The sequence below is a fragment of the Bacterioplanoides sp. SCSIO 12839 genome (assembly GCF_024397975.1).
Classification (GTDB): Bacteria; Pseudomonadota; Gammaproteobacteria; order Pseudomonadales; family Oceanobacteraceae; genus Bacterioplanoides.
The window spans coordinates 1270704-1287566 of the sequence record NZ_CP073745.1 but is presented as its reverse complement, the minus strand read 5'-3'; the positions used below and the strand labels follow the sequence as shown (position 1 = coordinate 1287566).

The 16863-nt window shown below is 48.2% G+C and carries 16 protein-coding genes; 5 read left to right on the top strand and 11 right to left on the bottom strand.

The features are described 5' to 3' along the window. Nucleotides 1-103: 103 nt before the first annotated feature. Together KFF03_RS05995 and KFF03_RS05990 are read right to left on the bottom strand one after the other, a co-directional pair. The gene (locus KFF03_RS05995) at nucleotides 104-988 is read right to left on the bottom strand and encodes a 1-aminocyclopropane-1-carboxylate deaminase/D-cysteine desulfhydrase (RefSeq protein ID WP_255859649.1); all 885 of its coding nucleotides are present in this window, start codon (nucleotides 986-988) and stop codon (nucleotides 104-106) included. A gap of 57 nt (nucleotides 989-1045) precedes the next feature. After that, entirely contained in the window at nucleotides 1046-1822 is a 777-nt protein-coding gene (locus KFF03_RS05990) for a hypothetical protein (protein WP_255859648.1), read from the bottom strand. Nucleotides 1823-2095: 273 nt separating this feature from the next. Here KFF03_RS05990 and topA point away from each other — a divergent pair, with 273 nt between their 5' ends. Continuing rightward, nucleotides 2096-4783 carry a type I DNA topoisomerase gene (topA, locus tag KFF03_RS05985; RefSeq protein WP_255859647.1) on the top strand — a complete coding sequence of 896 codons (2688 nt, stop codon included), beginning with the start codon at nucleotides 2096-2098 and terminating at the stop codon, nucleotides 4781-4783. 190 nt (nucleotides 4784-4973) lie between these two features. Beyond that, complete coding sequence (locus tag KFF03_RS05980; RefSeq protein ID WP_370647457.1) at nucleotides 4974-5261, top strand: ComEA family DNA-binding protein; 288 nt, start codon at nucleotides 4974-4976, stop codon at nucleotides 5259-5261. A 64-nt stretch (nucleotides 5262-5325) separates the two neighbouring features. On the opposite strand, the gene KFF03_RS05975 is transcribed toward KFF03_RS05980, so the two are convergent. The 5 genes from KFF03_RS05975 to KFF03_RS05955 form a co-directional block, all read right to left on the bottom strand. Next, complete coding sequence (locus tag KFF03_RS05975) at nucleotides 5326-6033, bottom strand: hypothetical protein (RefSeq protein ID WP_255859645.1); 708 nt, start codon at nucleotides 6031-6033, stop codon at nucleotides 5326-5328. A gap of 14 nt (nucleotides 6034-6047) precedes the next feature. Further along, entirely contained in the window at nucleotides 6048-6293 is a 246-nt protein-coding gene (locus KFF03_RS05970; protein ID WP_255859644.1) for a glutaredoxin family protein, read from the bottom strand. Nucleotides 6294-6370: 77 nt separating this feature from the next. Further along, nucleotides 6371-7450 (bottom strand): DUF5610 domain-containing protein, encoded by a 1080-nt coding sequence (locus KFF03_RS05965; RefSeq protein ID WP_255859643.1) that lies wholly within the window; start codon nucleotides 7448-7450, stop codon nucleotides 6371-6373. Between the two features lie 107 nt (nucleotides 7451-7557). Beyond that, entirely contained in the window at nucleotides 7558-7842 is a 285-nt protein-coding gene (locus KFF03_RS05960; protein ID WP_255859642.1) for a hypothetical protein, read from the bottom strand. A gap of 115 nt (nucleotides 7843-7957) precedes the next feature. Next, complete coding sequence (locus KFF03_RS05955; RefSeq protein ID WP_255859640.1) at nucleotides 7958-8983, bottom strand: AraC family transcriptional regulator; 1026 nt, start codon at nucleotides 8981-8983, stop codon at nucleotides 7958-7960. Nucleotides 8984-9154: 171 nt separating this feature from the next. Between KFF03_RS05955 and KFF03_RS05950 the strand changes: the two genes are divergently transcribed. The 3 genes from KFF03_RS05950 to KFF03_RS05940 all read left to right on the top strand — a co-directional run bounded on the left by KFF03_RS05950 (nucleotide 9155) and on the right by KFF03_RS05940 (nucleotide 12258). Further along, entirely contained in the window at nucleotides 9155-10021 is an 867-nt protein-coding gene (locus KFF03_RS05950; protein WP_255859639.1) for a MaoC family dehydratase, read from the top strand. 50 nt (nucleotides 10022-10071) lie between these two features. Continuing rightward, nucleotides 10072-10833, top strand: a complete 762-nt coding sequence (locus tag KFF03_RS05945; protein ID WP_255859638.1) for an outer membrane beta-barrel protein — start codon at nucleotides 10072-10074, stop codon at nucleotides 10831-10833. A 381-nt stretch (nucleotides 10834-11214) separates the two neighbouring features. Then, a complete protein-coding gene (locus KFF03_RS05940) occupies nucleotides 11215-12258 on the top strand; it encodes an AraC family transcriptional regulator (protein WP_255859637.1) in 1044 nt (347 codons plus the stop codon). On the opposite strand, the gene KFF03_RS05935 is transcribed toward KFF03_RS05940, so the two are convergent. The 4 genes from KFF03_RS05935 to KFF03_RS05920 all read right to left on the bottom strand — a co-directional run bounded on the left by KFF03_RS05935 (nucleotide 12255) and on the right by KFF03_RS05920 (nucleotide 16749). Beyond that, a complete protein-coding gene (locus KFF03_RS05935) occupies nucleotides 12255-12800 on the bottom strand; it encodes an NUDIX hydrolase (RefSeq protein ID WP_255859636.1) in 546 nt (181 codons plus the stop codon). The two genes, KFF03_RS05940 and KFF03_RS05935, sit on opposite strands and share 4 nt — an antisense overlap. Then, nucleotides 12787-13389 (bottom strand): rhombosortase, encoded by a 603-nt coding sequence (gene rrtA, locus KFF03_RS05930; RefSeq protein ID WP_255859634.1) that lies wholly within the window; start codon nucleotides 13387-13389, stop codon nucleotides 12787-12789. Before rrtA ends, KFF03_RS05935 begins: the two co-directional genes overlap by 14 nt. Before the next feature lie 33 nt (nucleotides 13390-13422). Next, nucleotides 13423-15573 (bottom strand): M6 family metalloprotease domain-containing protein, encoded by a 2151-nt coding sequence (locus KFF03_RS05925; RefSeq protein ID WP_255859632.1) that lies wholly within the window; start codon nucleotides 15571-15573, stop codon nucleotides 13423-13425. Nucleotides 15574-15777: 204 nt separating this feature from the next. Next, the gene (locus KFF03_RS05920; protein ID WP_255859631.1) at nucleotides 15778-16749 is read right to left on the bottom strand and encodes a YheT family hydrolase; all 972 of its coding nucleotides are present in this window, start codon (nucleotides 16747-16749) and stop codon (nucleotides 15778-15780) included. Nucleotides 16750-16863 lie beyond the last annotated feature (114 nt).

Here is a 16863-nt window from a genome sequence, read left to right as displayed (position 1 = left end):
GGATGTTGCGGTAGCTTAGCAGGCACAGGGATGTGCCTTCTAAGCGGCGGCTGAAACGTAATTAATGCTGAAGTTTTAGGCTAAAAGGCTATCCATTCTGAAGTTATAAGCTAAAACCACGCCGCCCCTGTAAGCCACCCGAATGAACCAGCAATACCCGTTTTTCCGCAAGTTCTGGGTCAAGCAACAACTGCTGTTCATAAGCCCAGAACAACTTCGCGGTATACACTGGGTCAAGCGGCAAATCCTGTTGGTCGTAGCGCTGAATCAAGGCTCGTAACACCTCAGGACATTTGCCAAACCCGCCATGATGATATTGATCGAAGAGTTGCCAGTTTGCCGAGGGCATATTCTGTTGCCAGCGCTGTAAACACTCTCCCTGATCTGCCACCGCATTAACCCCTACCACACGGCATTGAGATCCTTGCCGGTGCAAGGCTTTAGCCAAACCCAATGCAGTCGTTCCAGTACCCACTGCGAGCCAGACTTCGTCATAGGGTAAACTATCTGAACGTTGGCAATAGCGAGCTAATAACTCACAACCCTCTTCACCAGAGGCTCCCTGCCCGCCCTCACCAATGACATAAGCTTTGTACTCAGTCGCCAGCTGTTGTTGATAATCGGCCAGATAGCGCTGGACATACGTTTTTTTATCGGCAAATACCAACGCCATACCCATCGCTTGGCAGTCTTCCAAGGTCGGCGTCAATGGCACATGCGAGTATCCCCGTACCACTCCAACCGTCGGAATATCCAGACGTTCTCCCACCGCCGCCAACGCATGTAAATGATTGGAGTAAGGGCCACCAAAGCTCAGCAACTTAGTAAAGCCCTGCTCCTCCGCACGCTGCAAATGACCTAAGAGCTTGAAAACTTTATTACCGGAAATCTGCGCATCAATTTGATCCAGCCGCAACACATCACAAGCCGACAGATTCACAACTGGCTCGATCAGAGAAGGCTTAAAGGACAGCAGTTTGGTTAACAAATAAGGAGGTTTTACTGGCAAGATGATTCACAAAGCAGAACGGGGCTGATCAACATATCAGAATTTCTTTTTATCACCAGCGTTGGGGTCTGACGGGATACCAAATTGGTTGGATTCGTCTTTTGCAGATTCTTTCGATAGCTCCTGGCTTAACGTATCCCCCACCTTGGTTTCACCGTTGTACAGTGCCGCCGCTCTCTGGGTCAAATCACGAATACGATCATTCTTTTCCGGATACTGCAGATCAAATTCAATCAACAGCTTTTTCGCCGCTTTATAATAGTTGGTCGCCGTCACCACATCGCTGCGCTTGGCGGCAACATCTCCCTGGGCAGTGTAAGTATCCACTTCTCGTTCAAGCAAAGTCATGCGCAGGTAACGGCGATACTCCATCATCGCGGTTTCAGAGATCTGCTTTTGTTTAACCATTGGCCCCAACGCTTTTAACACCCGGGAAAACTGCTGTTTGGCATAGCGAATTTCACGGTCACTTTTCAGCACCTTGCGCACCGAATTGCCCGCTTCAATTTTTTGCTGATATTGCTCTGAGTGAAATTCATCCGCCGCTGCAGCATCTTTTTTCGGCAACGACTCACGATAACGCTGATAAAAGTAAGCAACCCGCTCCAGTACCACCAGCTGAACTTCTTTGAAGTTATCCACCATGATCAGGAACTCAAGCGCCTCTAGCAGATCTTCTGCCGCCGTTTTAATGGCCCTCGCCTGCGCTCGTTTCTGGTATTCCGCCTGCTGCCTTCTGCCTGCGATGACAAGGCCAAATAACACCAACATTATCGGCAGAGCAATCGCTACAACTAAACCAATCGCCGACATAAACTATTAACAACCCTCAATTTTGTGCTATTCCTGAAAAAGCCAACGCTGCAATCAGTTTAGCAACGAATCAACAATTCGCAGCATCAAACTCAATCTGAGCCCGTTCTGAGCATGTGTTAAACACCCTGAAGGCTGCAGATATTGAGTGATTGGCCGCTAATGTGAAACACAAAGCTTGACCACCCCCCGGGGTTTACGATTAAAGTGTCGCGTCTTAGTGTCTGACAATGTCAACTGAAAATGACAACTACTGAGGGTAAAACAAAGGACATGGGTAAATCGCTGGTTATCGTGGAATCGCCTGCCAAGGCTAAAACCATCAACAAATATCTGGGCAAGGACTATGTTGTTAAGTCCAGTGTTGGTCATGTGCGCGATCTCCCTACATCCGGTTCAGGGAAAACCACCGACCCGAAAGAGCGCGCCAAACAAGCCGCACTGACCCGCAAGATGTCACCGGAAGAAAAAGCCGCCCACAAAAAACGTAAGGCCAAAGAACAATTGATTGGTCGTATGGGCGTTAACCCGGAAGACAACTGGAAAGCCAACTATCAGGTGCTGCCCGGTAAAGAAAAGGTCGTTGATGAATTAAAACGGCTGGCCAAAGACGCTGACCATATCTATCTCGCAACCGATTTGGACCGCGAGGGAGAAGCCATCGCCTGGCACCTTCGTGAGATTATCGGCGAAAAAGACAAAAATTACCGTCGCGTGGTGTTTAACGAGATCACCAAAAAAGCCATTCAGGCGGCGTTTGAACAGCCATCAGAGCTGAACATGAACCGCGTAAACGCCCAGCAAGCACGTCGTTTCCTCGATCGTGTTGTTGGTTTTATGGTGTCGCCATTATTGTGGGCAAAAGTCGCTCGTGGTTTATCCGCCGGACGAGTTCAATCCGTTGCGGTACGCCTGATTGTTGAGCGCGAGCGTGAAATTCGTGCCTTTATTCCAGAAGAATACTGGGAAGCCTTTGCTGAGCTGAACACCTCCGATGGCACCGAATTAAAAACCCAGGTGCTGAAGTTTAAAGGTGAGGAATTCCGCCCTACCAACGAAGCTGACACCATGGCCGCGCTGGATACCCTGCGTGCCAGTGACTTTATTGTTAAAAGCCGTGAAGACAAACCGACCAGCTCCAAACCTGCTGCCCCCTTTATTACCTCAACACTGCAACAAGCGGCCAGTACCCGTTTAGGCTTCAGTGTTAAGAAAACCATGACGCTGGCGCAACGTTTGTACGAAGCTGGTTACATCACTTACATGCGTACCGACTCCACCAATCTGAGTCAGGATGCCATCGATAGCGTGCGTGGTTATATCACCGATAAACTGGGTGAAGCGTATTTACCGGAACAACCACGCCTGTACAGCAGCAAAGAAGGCGCTCAGGAGGCGCACGAAGCGATTCGTCCTTCCGATGTAAAACTGCGCTCTGGTGATTTAAAAAGCATGGAGCCGGACGCTGAACGCTTATACGACTTAATCTGGCGTCGTTTTGTCGCCTGCCAGACAAACGATGCCAAGTTCACCAGCACCACCATTACGGTTTCTGCGGCTGACTACGATTTAAAAACCCGTGGCCGTGTGATTCGCTTTGATGGCCACTTAAAGGTCTTACCGCCAGTCAGCAAAAACGATGACGACAAGGTGCTGCCGGATGTGCAGCAGGGTGAGAAGTTGAACCTGCAAGAGTTGCTGCCCAAACAACACTTTACTAAGCCTTCTCCGCGCTTCTCTGAAGCGGCATTGGTAAAAGAGTTGGAAAAACGTGGCATTGGCCGTCCTTCAACCTACGCCTCCATTATTTCCACCATTCAGGATCGTGGTTACGTCAGCCTGCAAGGCCGTCGCTTCTACGCCGAGAAAATGGGCGATATTGTTACCAGTCGCCTGACGGAAAGCTTTGATGAGCTGATGGATTACAGCTTCACCGCCAATATGGAAGAAAAGCTGGATGATATTGCCGATGGCGAAATCAACTGGACCCAAGTGCTGGATAACTTCTACAACGACTTCCAAAACCAGCTGGATGTGGCAGGTAGCGATGAAGGCATGCGCCCGAATGCGCCGGTGGATACCGACATCGAATGCCCTAAATGTTCTCGCAACATGCAGATCCGAACCGGTTCAACCGGGGTATTTTTAGGCTGCTCCGGCTACAGTCTGCCACCGAAAGAACGCTGTACTCAGACTCTAAATCTGATTCCAGGTGATGAAGCCATCACCGCCGATGAAGATGAAGAAGCGGAAAGCCGCCGCCTGATGGACAAACGCCGCTGCAAAATTTGTGATGCAGCGATGGACAGCTATTTATTAGACGAAACCCGCAAAGTGCATATTTGTGGTAATAACCCAGACTGTTCAGGCTTCGAAGTAGAACAAGGTCAGTTCAAGATCAAAGGTTACGACGGCCCAACACTGGAATGTGATCGCTGCGGCAGTGAAATGCAGTTGAAATCCGGCCGCTTTGGTAAATATTTTGGCTGCACCAACGAAGAGTGCAAAAACACCCGTAAGCTACTGAAAAGTGGTGAAGCTGCGCCACCAAAAATGGATCCGATTCCGATGCCGGAGTTGGCTTGCCAGAAAGTGGAAGATACCTACGTGTTACGTGATGGTGCTGCGGGCTTATTCTTAGCCGCCAGCCAATTCCCGAAAAACCGCGAAACCCGTGCCCCACAAGTGGCAGAGTTGTTATCACATCAGGCCGAGCTACCGCAGAAGTATCATTACCTTCTGGATGCTCCCCGCGCTGATGGCGACGGTAACCCGAGTGTGATTCGTTACAGTCGCAAGACCAAAGAACAGTACGTCATGACGGAAAATGCCGAAGGTAAAGCCACTGGCTGGACTGCGCATTTTGTCGATAGCGCCTGGGTTATCACCGAGAAGAAAAAAGCCGCTCCAAAAAAGAAAACGGCAGCGAAAAAGCCAGCCGCTAAAAAGGCAAAAAGCTGATTTTTTCGTAGCTAAAGTCCGTTTTATTCATACTGCAATCCGAGAAAAGCGCTGATTAAATTAGTGCTTTTCCCGGATTTTTTCTTTTTCAAAGCCTTGTTAGCGTCAAGTCATGCTCTGATCCGTCAGGCATTTTCTTAATACGACGACCTTAATAACGTTAGACGTTAACAACGACAGGGAAAAGATTATGAAATGGATAAAAACACTCGCCTTTACAACCGCATTGGCTTTAGCACCTCTCTCGCACAGCGACGATGCCACACAACCCGAACAGGCCTCAATTAATATCAATACTGCCAGCGCTGAAGAATTAGCTGAGCTGGACGGTATTGGCAAATCCAAAGCAGAAGCTATTGTCTCCTACCGCGAAAATATGGGGAATTTCACGTCGGTTGAAGAGCTGGTACTGGTTAAGGGTATTGGTGAAGGCATACTGGAAAAGAATCGGGCGTTGTTAGCCACCAGTACTGACTAAGCCCACACATAAAAAAACAGCCTCAATTGAGGCTGTTTTTTTATTAACTGAGAAGATCACAATATTAATCAGCGATTAAGCAATTGCCCCATTCACAACGCGCCAGCAGATAACTGCCATCCGGGCAACGAGCATCATACACTTCATGCGGCCAGTCATTTTTCAGTAATTGTACTTTAGCCCCCGGGCAACCTTCGCGCTTGGTCATTTTTTCGACCACATAAAATGAACGACCATACACCTTGCCGGTGCGAGCCTGTACCGAAGCCTGTTTCATTTTCAGGTCTTCACCACCCGACTGAGCACGTCGCTGCAAACCAACCAGACTGTTGTACAAGGACTCATTGCCGCGTAAATCGCGCTCACCATCGTTGTATTGAGAGAGAATACGATCACACAGACTTTCTTTGTTACTGGTGCTTTGCATTAACTCATCAACTTCCTGCTCAGCTGTTTCAACCACCTGCCAGGTAATCGCCATCGCCATACGGGCGCCGGTTTCAGCACGATCATCGGTCACCGTGATAATGTCATGAGTCAAACCGTAATCGGCACTTTCAACAAAGGCTCCATTTCGCTTCCACCAGTTTTTCTGGGTCATTAACGCTTGCTGCTTGGATGTCGTGCTCACCGTTTTGCATGCATCAACCCAGCTACGCAGACTGGTGTCTGTTTGTAATGCGTAATACACCGCTTCACCCGTTTGTGATAACTGGTTAGAAGCGCAACCAACCAGGCTTGATAAAGCCAGGGCAGCCAACATTAAACGCATAGAATTCTCCTTTTTCAGGTTTGCTGGCCCGAGAGCCATTTCAATAATTCGGAGTGGGTAAATGGCCAGTCCAGTTCCCGCCCATTGGTTTCGTTTTTCAGTACAGGAATGCGGGTACCATATTGCTGTACCAGAGATTCAGATTCACTGATGTCTTCAATATAAATTTCAACCGGCATTGAAGCCGCAACGTCAACGATGACTTGCTGCGCTAATTCACACAAGTGACACGCTTCCGTGCTGAACAATACATACGACATACATTTCTCCGCAAAACGTTCACATTATAGCGAGAATTTTTCGGGAGAAGTCGTTATTTAGCCGCCCGGATATCAAATCAGTTTTGCTGAAATAATCCAGCCAGGTTGGTCGCCGCTTGTAACCCCTGATGGAATTCATTCCAAATGGGCAAGCGATCTTCTTCAGGCAGCAGCTGATTCACCAGTTGCTGTAAGGTGTCCTCAGGCTTTTCAAGTGCTGAGGCTTTATCAATGGCCGCGACATAAGCATCTACATAAGAAGCCAGAGGGGATTTCAGGCTTTCCAGCTGCTCAGTAGGCAGTTGTGGCTGAATATCGGAATAAGCACGTGTTGAGGACGCAAATGTTTGCTGAGTCAGATTCAGACTGAGTGAAGCCAACTCATTACCATCAAACCCCAGCTCCATCGCCTGCTCAAGCGCACCGCCCAAATCACCGGAAAAGAAGCGTTCACTCAGATCCTGTACTGAATCAAATAAGCTGGTTAAAGCCGCTTTTTCATCTTCATCCAGGTTACCCTCAACGGATAACTCATAACCTGATTGACTGCTGCTACTGACGCTGATCTGGCCTGACGCAAATGACGATGAACGGGATTCAGACTGAGCAAAAGATACGGTGACACGATCCCCATCTCGGGTGAAAACCTCCAGAGACAGGCTGTTAGCGACGTTTAATTGCGACTGACCCGCAATCGCGGGAGGTAACCCAGACTGATCTGCCGGCGCGTTGATCTCTGCTAATGACTCACCCGCTGCCAATCGATCCAACCCATCTTCAATCAGGCTACGCCCGGCATCCAACTCTTGTTGCAGCTCCTCATTTAATAACCCACGCCCCTGTAAAATAGACTCACCTTCGGCATAGCCTTTGGCAACCCCTTCACGGGCGGCCGCAACGCGTTCAGCAATTCGTTCCTCGGAAGCTCCAGCTGCGCGCAAGCGCTCAATATCACGACCAATAAAGCCCAACATATTATCGGCTGTTTGTTGTGCTGACTGACGGTCAGCACGGCTGACTTCACGGGCCTCTGCAGATGTTGGCTGTGATACGGTGTTTGTAGCATTTGGGTTGGCCGAAGAGGAATCACGATTAGCAAATGACGGCTTTTCAGAGCTGAGAAAACCAAATTGGCTGGGATTGAGTGAAATGGCCATAACGTAACGTCCGAATACAGTGCTATTACCCTGTTATCGGCTATGCATAGTCATTCTTTAACGAAAAAAGCCGCATCACTGCGGCTTGGTACAACAACATAGACGCTTCAGTAACAAATCGCGCCTTGCTGAAAATCATCGGCAAAATCAACCGACCAACTCACCTGATGATTTTCAAGCTCGTCGAGAACTTCCCGGGTTGTTGAGTATAACAACTGGGTCATTTTCATCGCTTTAAAAGCGGCGCGGCAAGCATGTTCATCCAGTGCCATGGTTTCTTCCAGTGTCATCACACCCGCATCAGCTAACTCATTACGCCAGATATTGGTGTTCCCCACCTGCGCCAGATGATCGACCAGTGGTTTGATCAAGGATAATTTTTCACCAGACATAAAGAACCTCAGATTCATCATTCAGTTTTAAACACCTTACTAAGATGGACTGGGCTCAGACGAAGATAAAGTTCAAAAAATAAACAGTTTAGTGAATTTTTATCACCAATCTGAACTACTGGCTGCTTTTACGCTGGTTGCGGTATTCAACAGGGGTTTGTTCCGTCCAGCGTTTAAAAGCCCGATAAAAGGTACTGGGTTCAGAAAAACCCGTCAGATAGACAATTTCATCAATGCTTTCATCCGTTCCGGCCAGCAAACGTTTAGCCAGGTTGCAGCGGTAATTGGCTAATAGCTGATTAAAGTTGGTACCTGCTTCTGTCAGACGTGTCCGCAACGTTCGCGGTTTGATTTCCAACCGGGCAGCCACATCATCAAGACTGACCTGACCCGTCTCGAGCATTTCACCAAACACTTTATACACTTTGGAAACAATATCCTGGCGTTCCAGTTTAGCCACATGCTCACTGGCCAGTTTTTCATGTAATTGCAACAGCTCAGGTTCTGCATGCGAAGAAGGCTGTGCCATTAATGATTGATCAAAATAGATGCGGACTTCTGCCGCTTCAAAAATCACCGGACATTGAAAAATTCGCTGGTGCTCAGCGTCAGAGCTGGGTTTCTGATGCGAGAAATGAATACGGGAAGGCCGGAAAGCATTATCTGTGACATGCTGAAAAAATTGAATCAATCCCAACACCATACATTCTGACAAGTGCCGCAGAGAAGACGTCAGATCCGTTGCCGTGCCAACACGGATATAAATTTCATCACCCTCGTGCCCAAGACTGGACTGCGATGCATCACTTAAAAGACGCTGGTAATTAAGAGAACGATTTAAACCATCACCAAAGGTAGGGCTGGATAAAAACAGGTACTGCAGCACCTGTCCCTGGTAAGCCGGTAAATGCTCCCCCAGATGCAAACCAATATCCGCGTCACCACTTTCATCTTCCAGCACTTGCCAGAAAACAGGCTGCGCGGCATGCGGAGTCCGGGCGTTCCGGTCAGAAATTAATTCCGGCGTGATCCCCAACCGCTTTACGATGGCCGCCACATCAAGGTCCATCTTCAACATAGCCTGATAAGCCAGCTGAATCATAATGCCTGAGTCACGTAATTCCGCTATTCCACTGGACATAAGTGATTGAATTTCCTCATGAGTATGGCCGGATTTTGCCAGATCAAACCATGTCTGCAAGTGTTATTGACCAATATGACGCACGTGACAAAAGACGTTGCCAATGGGCTTTAGCCAAAGCGCTTTACACTCAATAGCTATTGCTAAGCAGCTAACTCTGGAGTAGCCACTGTGAATCAGGCCAAAACACTTCTTTTTCGGGATGTCCCCGGCATTATCGGTCAGTATGCACGTGCTGTGATGCCCAAGCGCTCAACAACTGACGACCTGAGCTTCCCCTCTCACGAAGCACTGCTGACGCATGTAAAGGTCGACCACAAAAAAGTGGCTGAATACGCCAGGCTCTGTGGCTTTCACGCACCATCTACCGTGTTACCGATTACGTATCTCCATATCCTGGCGTTTCCACTGCATATGGAGCTGATGCTGCACAAAGATTTCCCATTGGCACTGATGGGGCTGGTGCACATACGCAACCATATCACCCAATACCGAGGCATATATGCATCGGAAGAGTTGGCAATTCGTTGTTACTGCTCAGCACACAGACAAACGGACAAAGGGCTGGAATTCGATATTACCAGTGAAGTAACCTCAGGCGGCGAATTAATCTGGAAATCAATCAGTACCAACCTGTCCAAGCAAGGCTCAGGTAAAAATACTTCTCGTCACCAGCCATCAGAGCAACAAGATTATCCGGTACACTCCAGCTGGAGGATGAAAGAGAATCTTGGCCGTCAATACGCACGTATTTCAGGAGACTCCAACCCCATTCACTTATACGCCCCCACCGCTAAATTATTTGGATTTAAGCGTCACATTGCTCATGGCATGTGGACAAAAGCGAGAGCTGCGGCGGCGCTGAACCCTCAGTTAATTGCGGGTCCCTGCTCTCTGGAAGTTGAATTTAAACAACCCATATTCTTACCTGGCAATGTCTCTTTGCACACAGAGACACCGTATGGAGGAGCCTTTTATATTGCCGACTCACAAGGCCAGAAACGCCATTTAAAAGGTTATATCCAGCCACTGGAATGACTGAGACCTGTTAACAAGCTCTGGCCTTTCTCATCGGCAGAGGCATTGGTATGATGGCGAGCCATAAAATAATCAAAACAACAATAATGGACTCGCCAGTTATGATCGCTTCGCCTAAAACAACCATGGCCAGACTTAACCAATCATTCATAACGTGCCTTGTTTGCTTGGGGCTCAGCAGTTTCGCACAAGCCGAAGGGGGCTTTGTCAGCCTGCAAGGGGGCATTACCGATTCTCAGGATATGGATTCTTTTGGTAACGCATTTAAACTTCATTTTGGCCCGAATATTCTCGATCAATTTGCCCTTGAGTTTGGTTTATTAGACATGGGCGAGGCCTCTTATGATGATCCAACGGCCACGTTTGAAGACGTGAGCAGTGACACCCCACCAAGCTTCGACAACGCCTCCCATGGCGAAATTTCACGTCTTCCAGGCAGTGCTGACAGTCCATCAACAGCAACCTTTACAGGCAACTCAACGGTCCACCCGCAAGGCATACTTATTACTTTTCGTTATCGCTTTGACCTGACAAATGATCTCGGCTTTTTTGTCAAAACCGGAGCGAACATCTGGGAGGCGGAGTACACCGACGTTGAAATCACGGCCAATCAGGATCAGACCGTTACCCGACGCGAACTGAGAAAAAGAAAAACGTCGGCGGTTGATCAAATCACCGGGGCAGGTTTTTTATGGCAACCGATATCTGATTTTGCGCTCAGGGCCGAACTTGAGACAACCGCACTGGACAGCCAGGATTTCGAGCGTGTTCGCTTCCAACTCCTGACGATTGGCGCTCAGTACGAATTCTGATCCACAAATTGACTGATGCTTTTTGTGATCACCCTCACATTCAAAGAAAGATCACATAAGTCATCATTTAACTTTGATTAACAAATGTTTATTCTGAAATTGTCAGAATTTTGATAGCAAAATGGTGTAAAGAATAATCGATGCTTTTATCGTAATCCCTCAACCATGGGATTCGTGTAAAAGGGTGTCACCAAAATGCTACCAAAAGTAACAAGAGACAATTTTTGTCACTCATCAAGACGAAAGAATCAGACAGTAATGGCATCTGCTGCATGGCATGGCCATTGCTTTTCATAGCAGGATGACAATTCCGAAGTCTCTGAGTAACGATGAAAACTGTTAAGTGGTTCATCGGCTAAAAATAAAAATCAGGCGTTTAAAATGGAACAAGGTTACTTATCAACTGCGTTAATAAGGCCATTGCTGGAAGCAACCGGATCGGCTTTTTTTAATGAGATGGACGAACACAGCGATGTTGTACAGAGAGTACTGAAACAGCTTCGTGACCCCGACACCCTGATCAATAAATCCGATGCCGACTCACTGATTACTCAGTTGATTCAAACCACCGGTGACGAAGCTTTGTGTGTTCAGCCAACACACCGTTTCAGCACCCATAGCAGCTGCCAGTTACAGCACCTGTTTTTGTGCTGCAATACATTACGAGAAGCCTTGTATTATCTTGAAAAGTTTTCACCTCTGTTGAGTGATCAGCTGGAAGTCCAGGTCACACGCACACGTGACAACACCATCAAAGTTAAGCTGCCGGTCTCAGACGACTACATCCTCACCAGCGAGCGTCATCGCACGGAAATCATCATCAGTACCTTACTGAACTGGCTCCGACAGCTGTGTGGTACCGAGCTGCAAATCAGTGCCATCACACTGCCTTTTCCGGAAACCCAATACCGTTCGCAATATGAAAAATCCTGGCGAACACAGGTAGGATTTAATGATCCTGAATGCTCAATTCAGTTTCATAGCCAGTGGCTGGATGAAGGGTTGCACAATACCAACCCTCATATCCTGAAAATGATGAAGCGCGAAGTTGAAGAACGCTATCGTAAACTGGCTCGCTCAGGCTCATTAGCAGAGCGTATCCGCAAAGCACTGAGCCAAAACAAAATCCGTTTAAACGCTAATCAACAGGAAGTGGCTGATTACTTCCATATCAGTGCACGCACGCTCAATCGTCACTTACACAAAGAAGAAACATCACTGAAGCAGATTATTACCGATGTCCGAGTCGACACCGCTAAGCGTCTGTTGGTCAGCTCAAGCGACAGCATTGAGCAAATTGCACTGCACATTGGTTTATCCGGACGACGTACCCTTGATCGTATTTTTATTAAAGAAATCAACCAAAGTCCGGCCCAATATCGACAGTCGCATAAATCCGGGCCACTGATGGTCGTTAATGGCTAAGCCAGGCCAAGCAGCCTGACACGTTGTATTGCGGCAACACTAACGGCATCGGTGATTGCCCCGGATAACGTCATTTCGAGCACTTCTGAAAATGGCAATCGGCGTATCGTCAGTACTTCAGTTTCTTCAAACTCAGTATCCCCTTGCTGCAAGCCGGTTGCTACAAAAGCGAACGCTTCTTCATTGGTAATAGAATTACTCAAATGCAGATGACAGAGGGGTTTTAAATTTTTCGCGATCAACCCCGTCTCTTCCTTTAATTCCCGCAAAGCACACTGCTCAACCTCCTCTTCGTAAGGAGCACCTCCCATAGGAATTTCCCAGTGATATTGATCCAGAGGATAACGAAACTGCCCTACCAACCAGGTGTCACCATTATCAGCCAGCGGTACGATACCTACCGCACGGTTTTTAAATGATACCGTGCCATAAATCCCAGGATTCCCTGCTGGATTAATGACCTGATGTTCTTCGACATGGATCCAGGGGTTGTCATAAACAACGCGTTTTTGCTGTACCTGCCATGGATTATTCTGACTCATTAAAAGCCTCCGGCCGTTTCCATTTAATAAAGGCGAGAAACACAATACCGGAGATAGCCCCAAACAAATGCGAATTGGTTTCCACCCGCCCTCCGATGTAATCCAACATCGCCATATCATCATAAAAAGGCGATTGCTCCCAAAGGCATTTCCCAACAATGGCAATCAAAAACAGCCAGGCCATACGACGGCCATAAAAAGGAGAAACAAAAGGCGCAACGAGTAATAAGCCATGCAATGCTCCGGATAAACCAACGTAGCGCTGCAGGTAATCCGCGTAGACATATAAGCCAACGCCAACAAACGATACCGACCAGACTAATAACGCAAAACCCAGGCGATTATTTAATGAGGGGCCGGCAACATAAGCAAACAGTGCAACACCGGCCATGTTTCCTAATAGATGATTGGTGGAAAGATGCACCCAGCTTGCGGTAAATAGTCGCCACCACTGGCCCGCATCAATCAAAGAGCGATCAAACTCTAGCCAGCGTGATGACCAAGGCTCAGCAACTGCCAACAGAAGCAACAAAGACAGAACAGCAATATAAAGAGAATAATGCCGAATAAAATCCCGAGTAGCGCTCACTAACGGATCCCGATAAGAAACATCAGTGTCCGATTATAACGAACGCACCCGTGGAACCAAGACGAATAACAGCAGCCATACAAACATCGCACCACCGCCAGAAGACGAAGAACCTGAACTGGCATCCGCTGCGTTCTCAGCATCATTTGAACCAGAATCTGCCGGCTCCGAAGCCGGTGCTGGCGGCGTGTTATTCATCATCACCAACAACCGTGCCGGGATATCAAAGTTTGCGGCGTTATAACCCGAAGCTGAAGACTGAATATAAGTATCGCCACTGGCATTCCCCTGAGCATCAATTGCCAAAGATAAATCTCCCTCTGCCACTCTCAACGATAACTGCAAAAAAACCTCAGAAGCCCCATTGTTCGATAATCGTTGAGCAAACATCAGGCGGTTCCAGCCTTCACTCACAGCGTATGAAGATTGCGAAAAGAGAGGCTCTTCTCCTAACAAAGGGTTTTCAGCATAAACCGCAATATCAACGGTGCCATCACCCAGCGCAAACCAATCGATGCCATCCAGCCAAACAACATCCTCTGATACAGGTAAACGAACAATCACCTTCCCTTCCTGATCACTGAAACGGTAGGATGAGTTTGGCCCAACTTCATCCAGCCCAATGTTGTCACCATAAATACCTTTGCTGACGCGTAAATCAATATCAGCCACCAAGCCGGTTTCCATACGCAACAGCTCGATAGCATTTTCTTCTGCAGTAGGGCCAGGGCTTACCGCGGAAAAGACAAGAGTGTTATCCGATGAGCTGAACACATCATTGGCATCACCACGGTTACGGTTGTTATCCAGATCCTGGCCGCCATCCGCCTCTTCAACATCAACCAGCTGGTGATCAACATTATCGTTTTGACCACCCAATGGGCCATAACCAACGCGATCATCAATGCGAGTCATCAGGATACCCTCACCAGGCAGACCTGAGTCAAAGTCATTCAGGCGACGATGCTCCAACAACAAGCGCTGACCATGGCGATAAGCATCCAATGGAATCTCCAACACATCAGCCGCTTCCGATAACGCCCGCAAACGCACCGTTGAACGACCTTCCTGAGCATGGCCGGGCTGCACAAACCCCAACTGCTCTTTACTCCAGCCCAGCATATGAGCCGGTTTATTACCCGCATGACCGGCAGACGAATTCCAGCCGCCAAGCCCCATCAGACCCCAGCGCCCAATACCCATGCTCTGGCCACGGCGATCATATAAGTCCGGCAGATCAAACAGCAAATGGCCTAACTCATGGCAAATAATACCGATGGTTGCCTGGTGGTCTTCATGTCGCTCACCAAACATGGCGTATTCGCCAATCTGCATCGCGCCATAGCTGCCCTGATACAAGCTGCTTTTATGAGCCCAAACCCGTGGTCGGCTGGTACCGGCACCGGCAAAGGCCTGCTCATAACCCGCTACCATAAACACAATCGCTAACTCGTTCGGATCAAGCCAGCTATCACCGTTACGATCGTAAGCAGCAAGGTTGAGATCCTGTGGTAAAGCGGCCAGTGCATCACGCGCCAGATCCTGGCTTTGTACGCCAAAGCCGTTACCAAAATCCGGATGGTTACGATTTAAACGAACCGACACAATACCGTCATTCACGGTGCCATGATTTTCATTAATCGCTTCAACTTCAAAGTTATTGTAAGAATTTTCCAGGAAATAACCGGTAACACTGTCCTCACCCGCAAATAGTCGCTGGGCAATTTCAGCATCGGTATAACGAAACCCTTGATTGGAGAATGACACCCGAACCACCAGCAGAGGCTGCCTGTGATATGCACCGGATGTAAAACGATACGGTGTGCGCTCGGGCTGAGAAGCAGACTGAATACTGAGCTGCTGAGATTGGCTGCTGATTAATGACTGCGAAGAGATATGCTTACTGGCAATACCTTTAACTGCCAGCCCTTCAACAACAGAGCGCCCTGTGGATACAACGTGCCCATGCGAGTCATATTCGGCGTAAAACCAGTAGCCCTGCTCTTCAACCAGCAGCTGCCCATCATCGGTTGTTACCCAAAGGTTATCCATAGTGCCCTGACTGGTGACCCATAACAGCTGGCCATCCGCTAATGTGATCTGCACTCGCTGTGACAGCGGCTGCAATGAGGCATCAGCGGCAACAGGAAACAATAAAACCAGGACAAAAAGTAAAACAAACATGACAACACTTCCGATATCTTACTATCTGAAGCGTAGCCAACCATCGTTCACTGAAAGGTCGTTTTAACAAAGACCTACAACATAGCAAAAAAGTGACTTTTCACTCTCAACAAGGCGTCAAAATAATGAATGTTTAGATTTTGACGCACCATTATCAACGGCTTAAAACACCAGAATTAACCATTTAATTACAAAGCGGTTACGTTACTCATTTTGCTGCTTGATAAAGGCCAGTGCTCTTTTTTCCATCCAATACGTGTGGTCCGGATTTCTTTCGATAAAGCCCACGTGCCCGCCACTGAGCGGCACTTCCAAGTGGAGATACGGGTGTTTCTCGGCCATCGTGTGAGGATAACAGTCAGCGGATAAAAAAGGGTCGTTACGGGCATTCACTAACAGAGCCGGAATCCGGATTTTATCCAGATACTGCAGGCAACTGGACTGTTGCCAGTAATCCAGGGCATCGTTAAAACCATGCAATGGGGCCGTGTAGCGATCATCAAACTGACGGAAATTACGAATCTGTGAATAGCCGTCAGCGGACACCAGTTCAGGAAAGCGTTTTGCTTTCTGCTCAACCTTGACTCTGAGGTCCCTTAAAAAGCGCCACATAAAAATTCGATTACGTCGATACGCCAGCTGATCGGCACTGCCTCTTAAATCACAGGGCACAGAGAAGCCACAAACCGATCGCACCTGAGACGGAAGTCGTGAATCTCGACCGGCATAGAGCAAACTCAGATTACCGCCCATCGAAAATCCCACTAAATGAACACGTTGGTACCCTGAGTTGAGTGCATGATTCACCACCTGGTGTAAATCATCGGTTGCGCCACTGTGGTACATCCGTGGCAAACGATTTGGTTCGCCGCTGCAACTGCGAAAATTCCAGGAAAGTGCATCCATCCCTTCTTTATTCGCCTGTCGTAACACTCCCAATACATAAGGGCGACGGGAATGTCCCTCCAGCCCATGAGACACGATAACCAGCGACTTTGCGGGTGTGTCTTTACATCGAGACCAGTCAAGATCCAGAAAGTCACCGTCAGCCAATTCAATACGCTCACGAACCAGATTGGGCAAGGCTATTTTACGGAACAAGGTTGGATAAATGCTTTGCACATAGCCGTTGGCATAGCCACGGGGCGCTTGATACGTTGAAGCAATCAGGGGCATAACTCAGGGCACCGGAATAACAGATGGCCTATTGTAGGCCCGTTATACGATGATGCCAGAGTCAGGAGTGTCAGGGCAGAAGGCGGCTATACCAAAGTAAAAAACAAAAAGAGA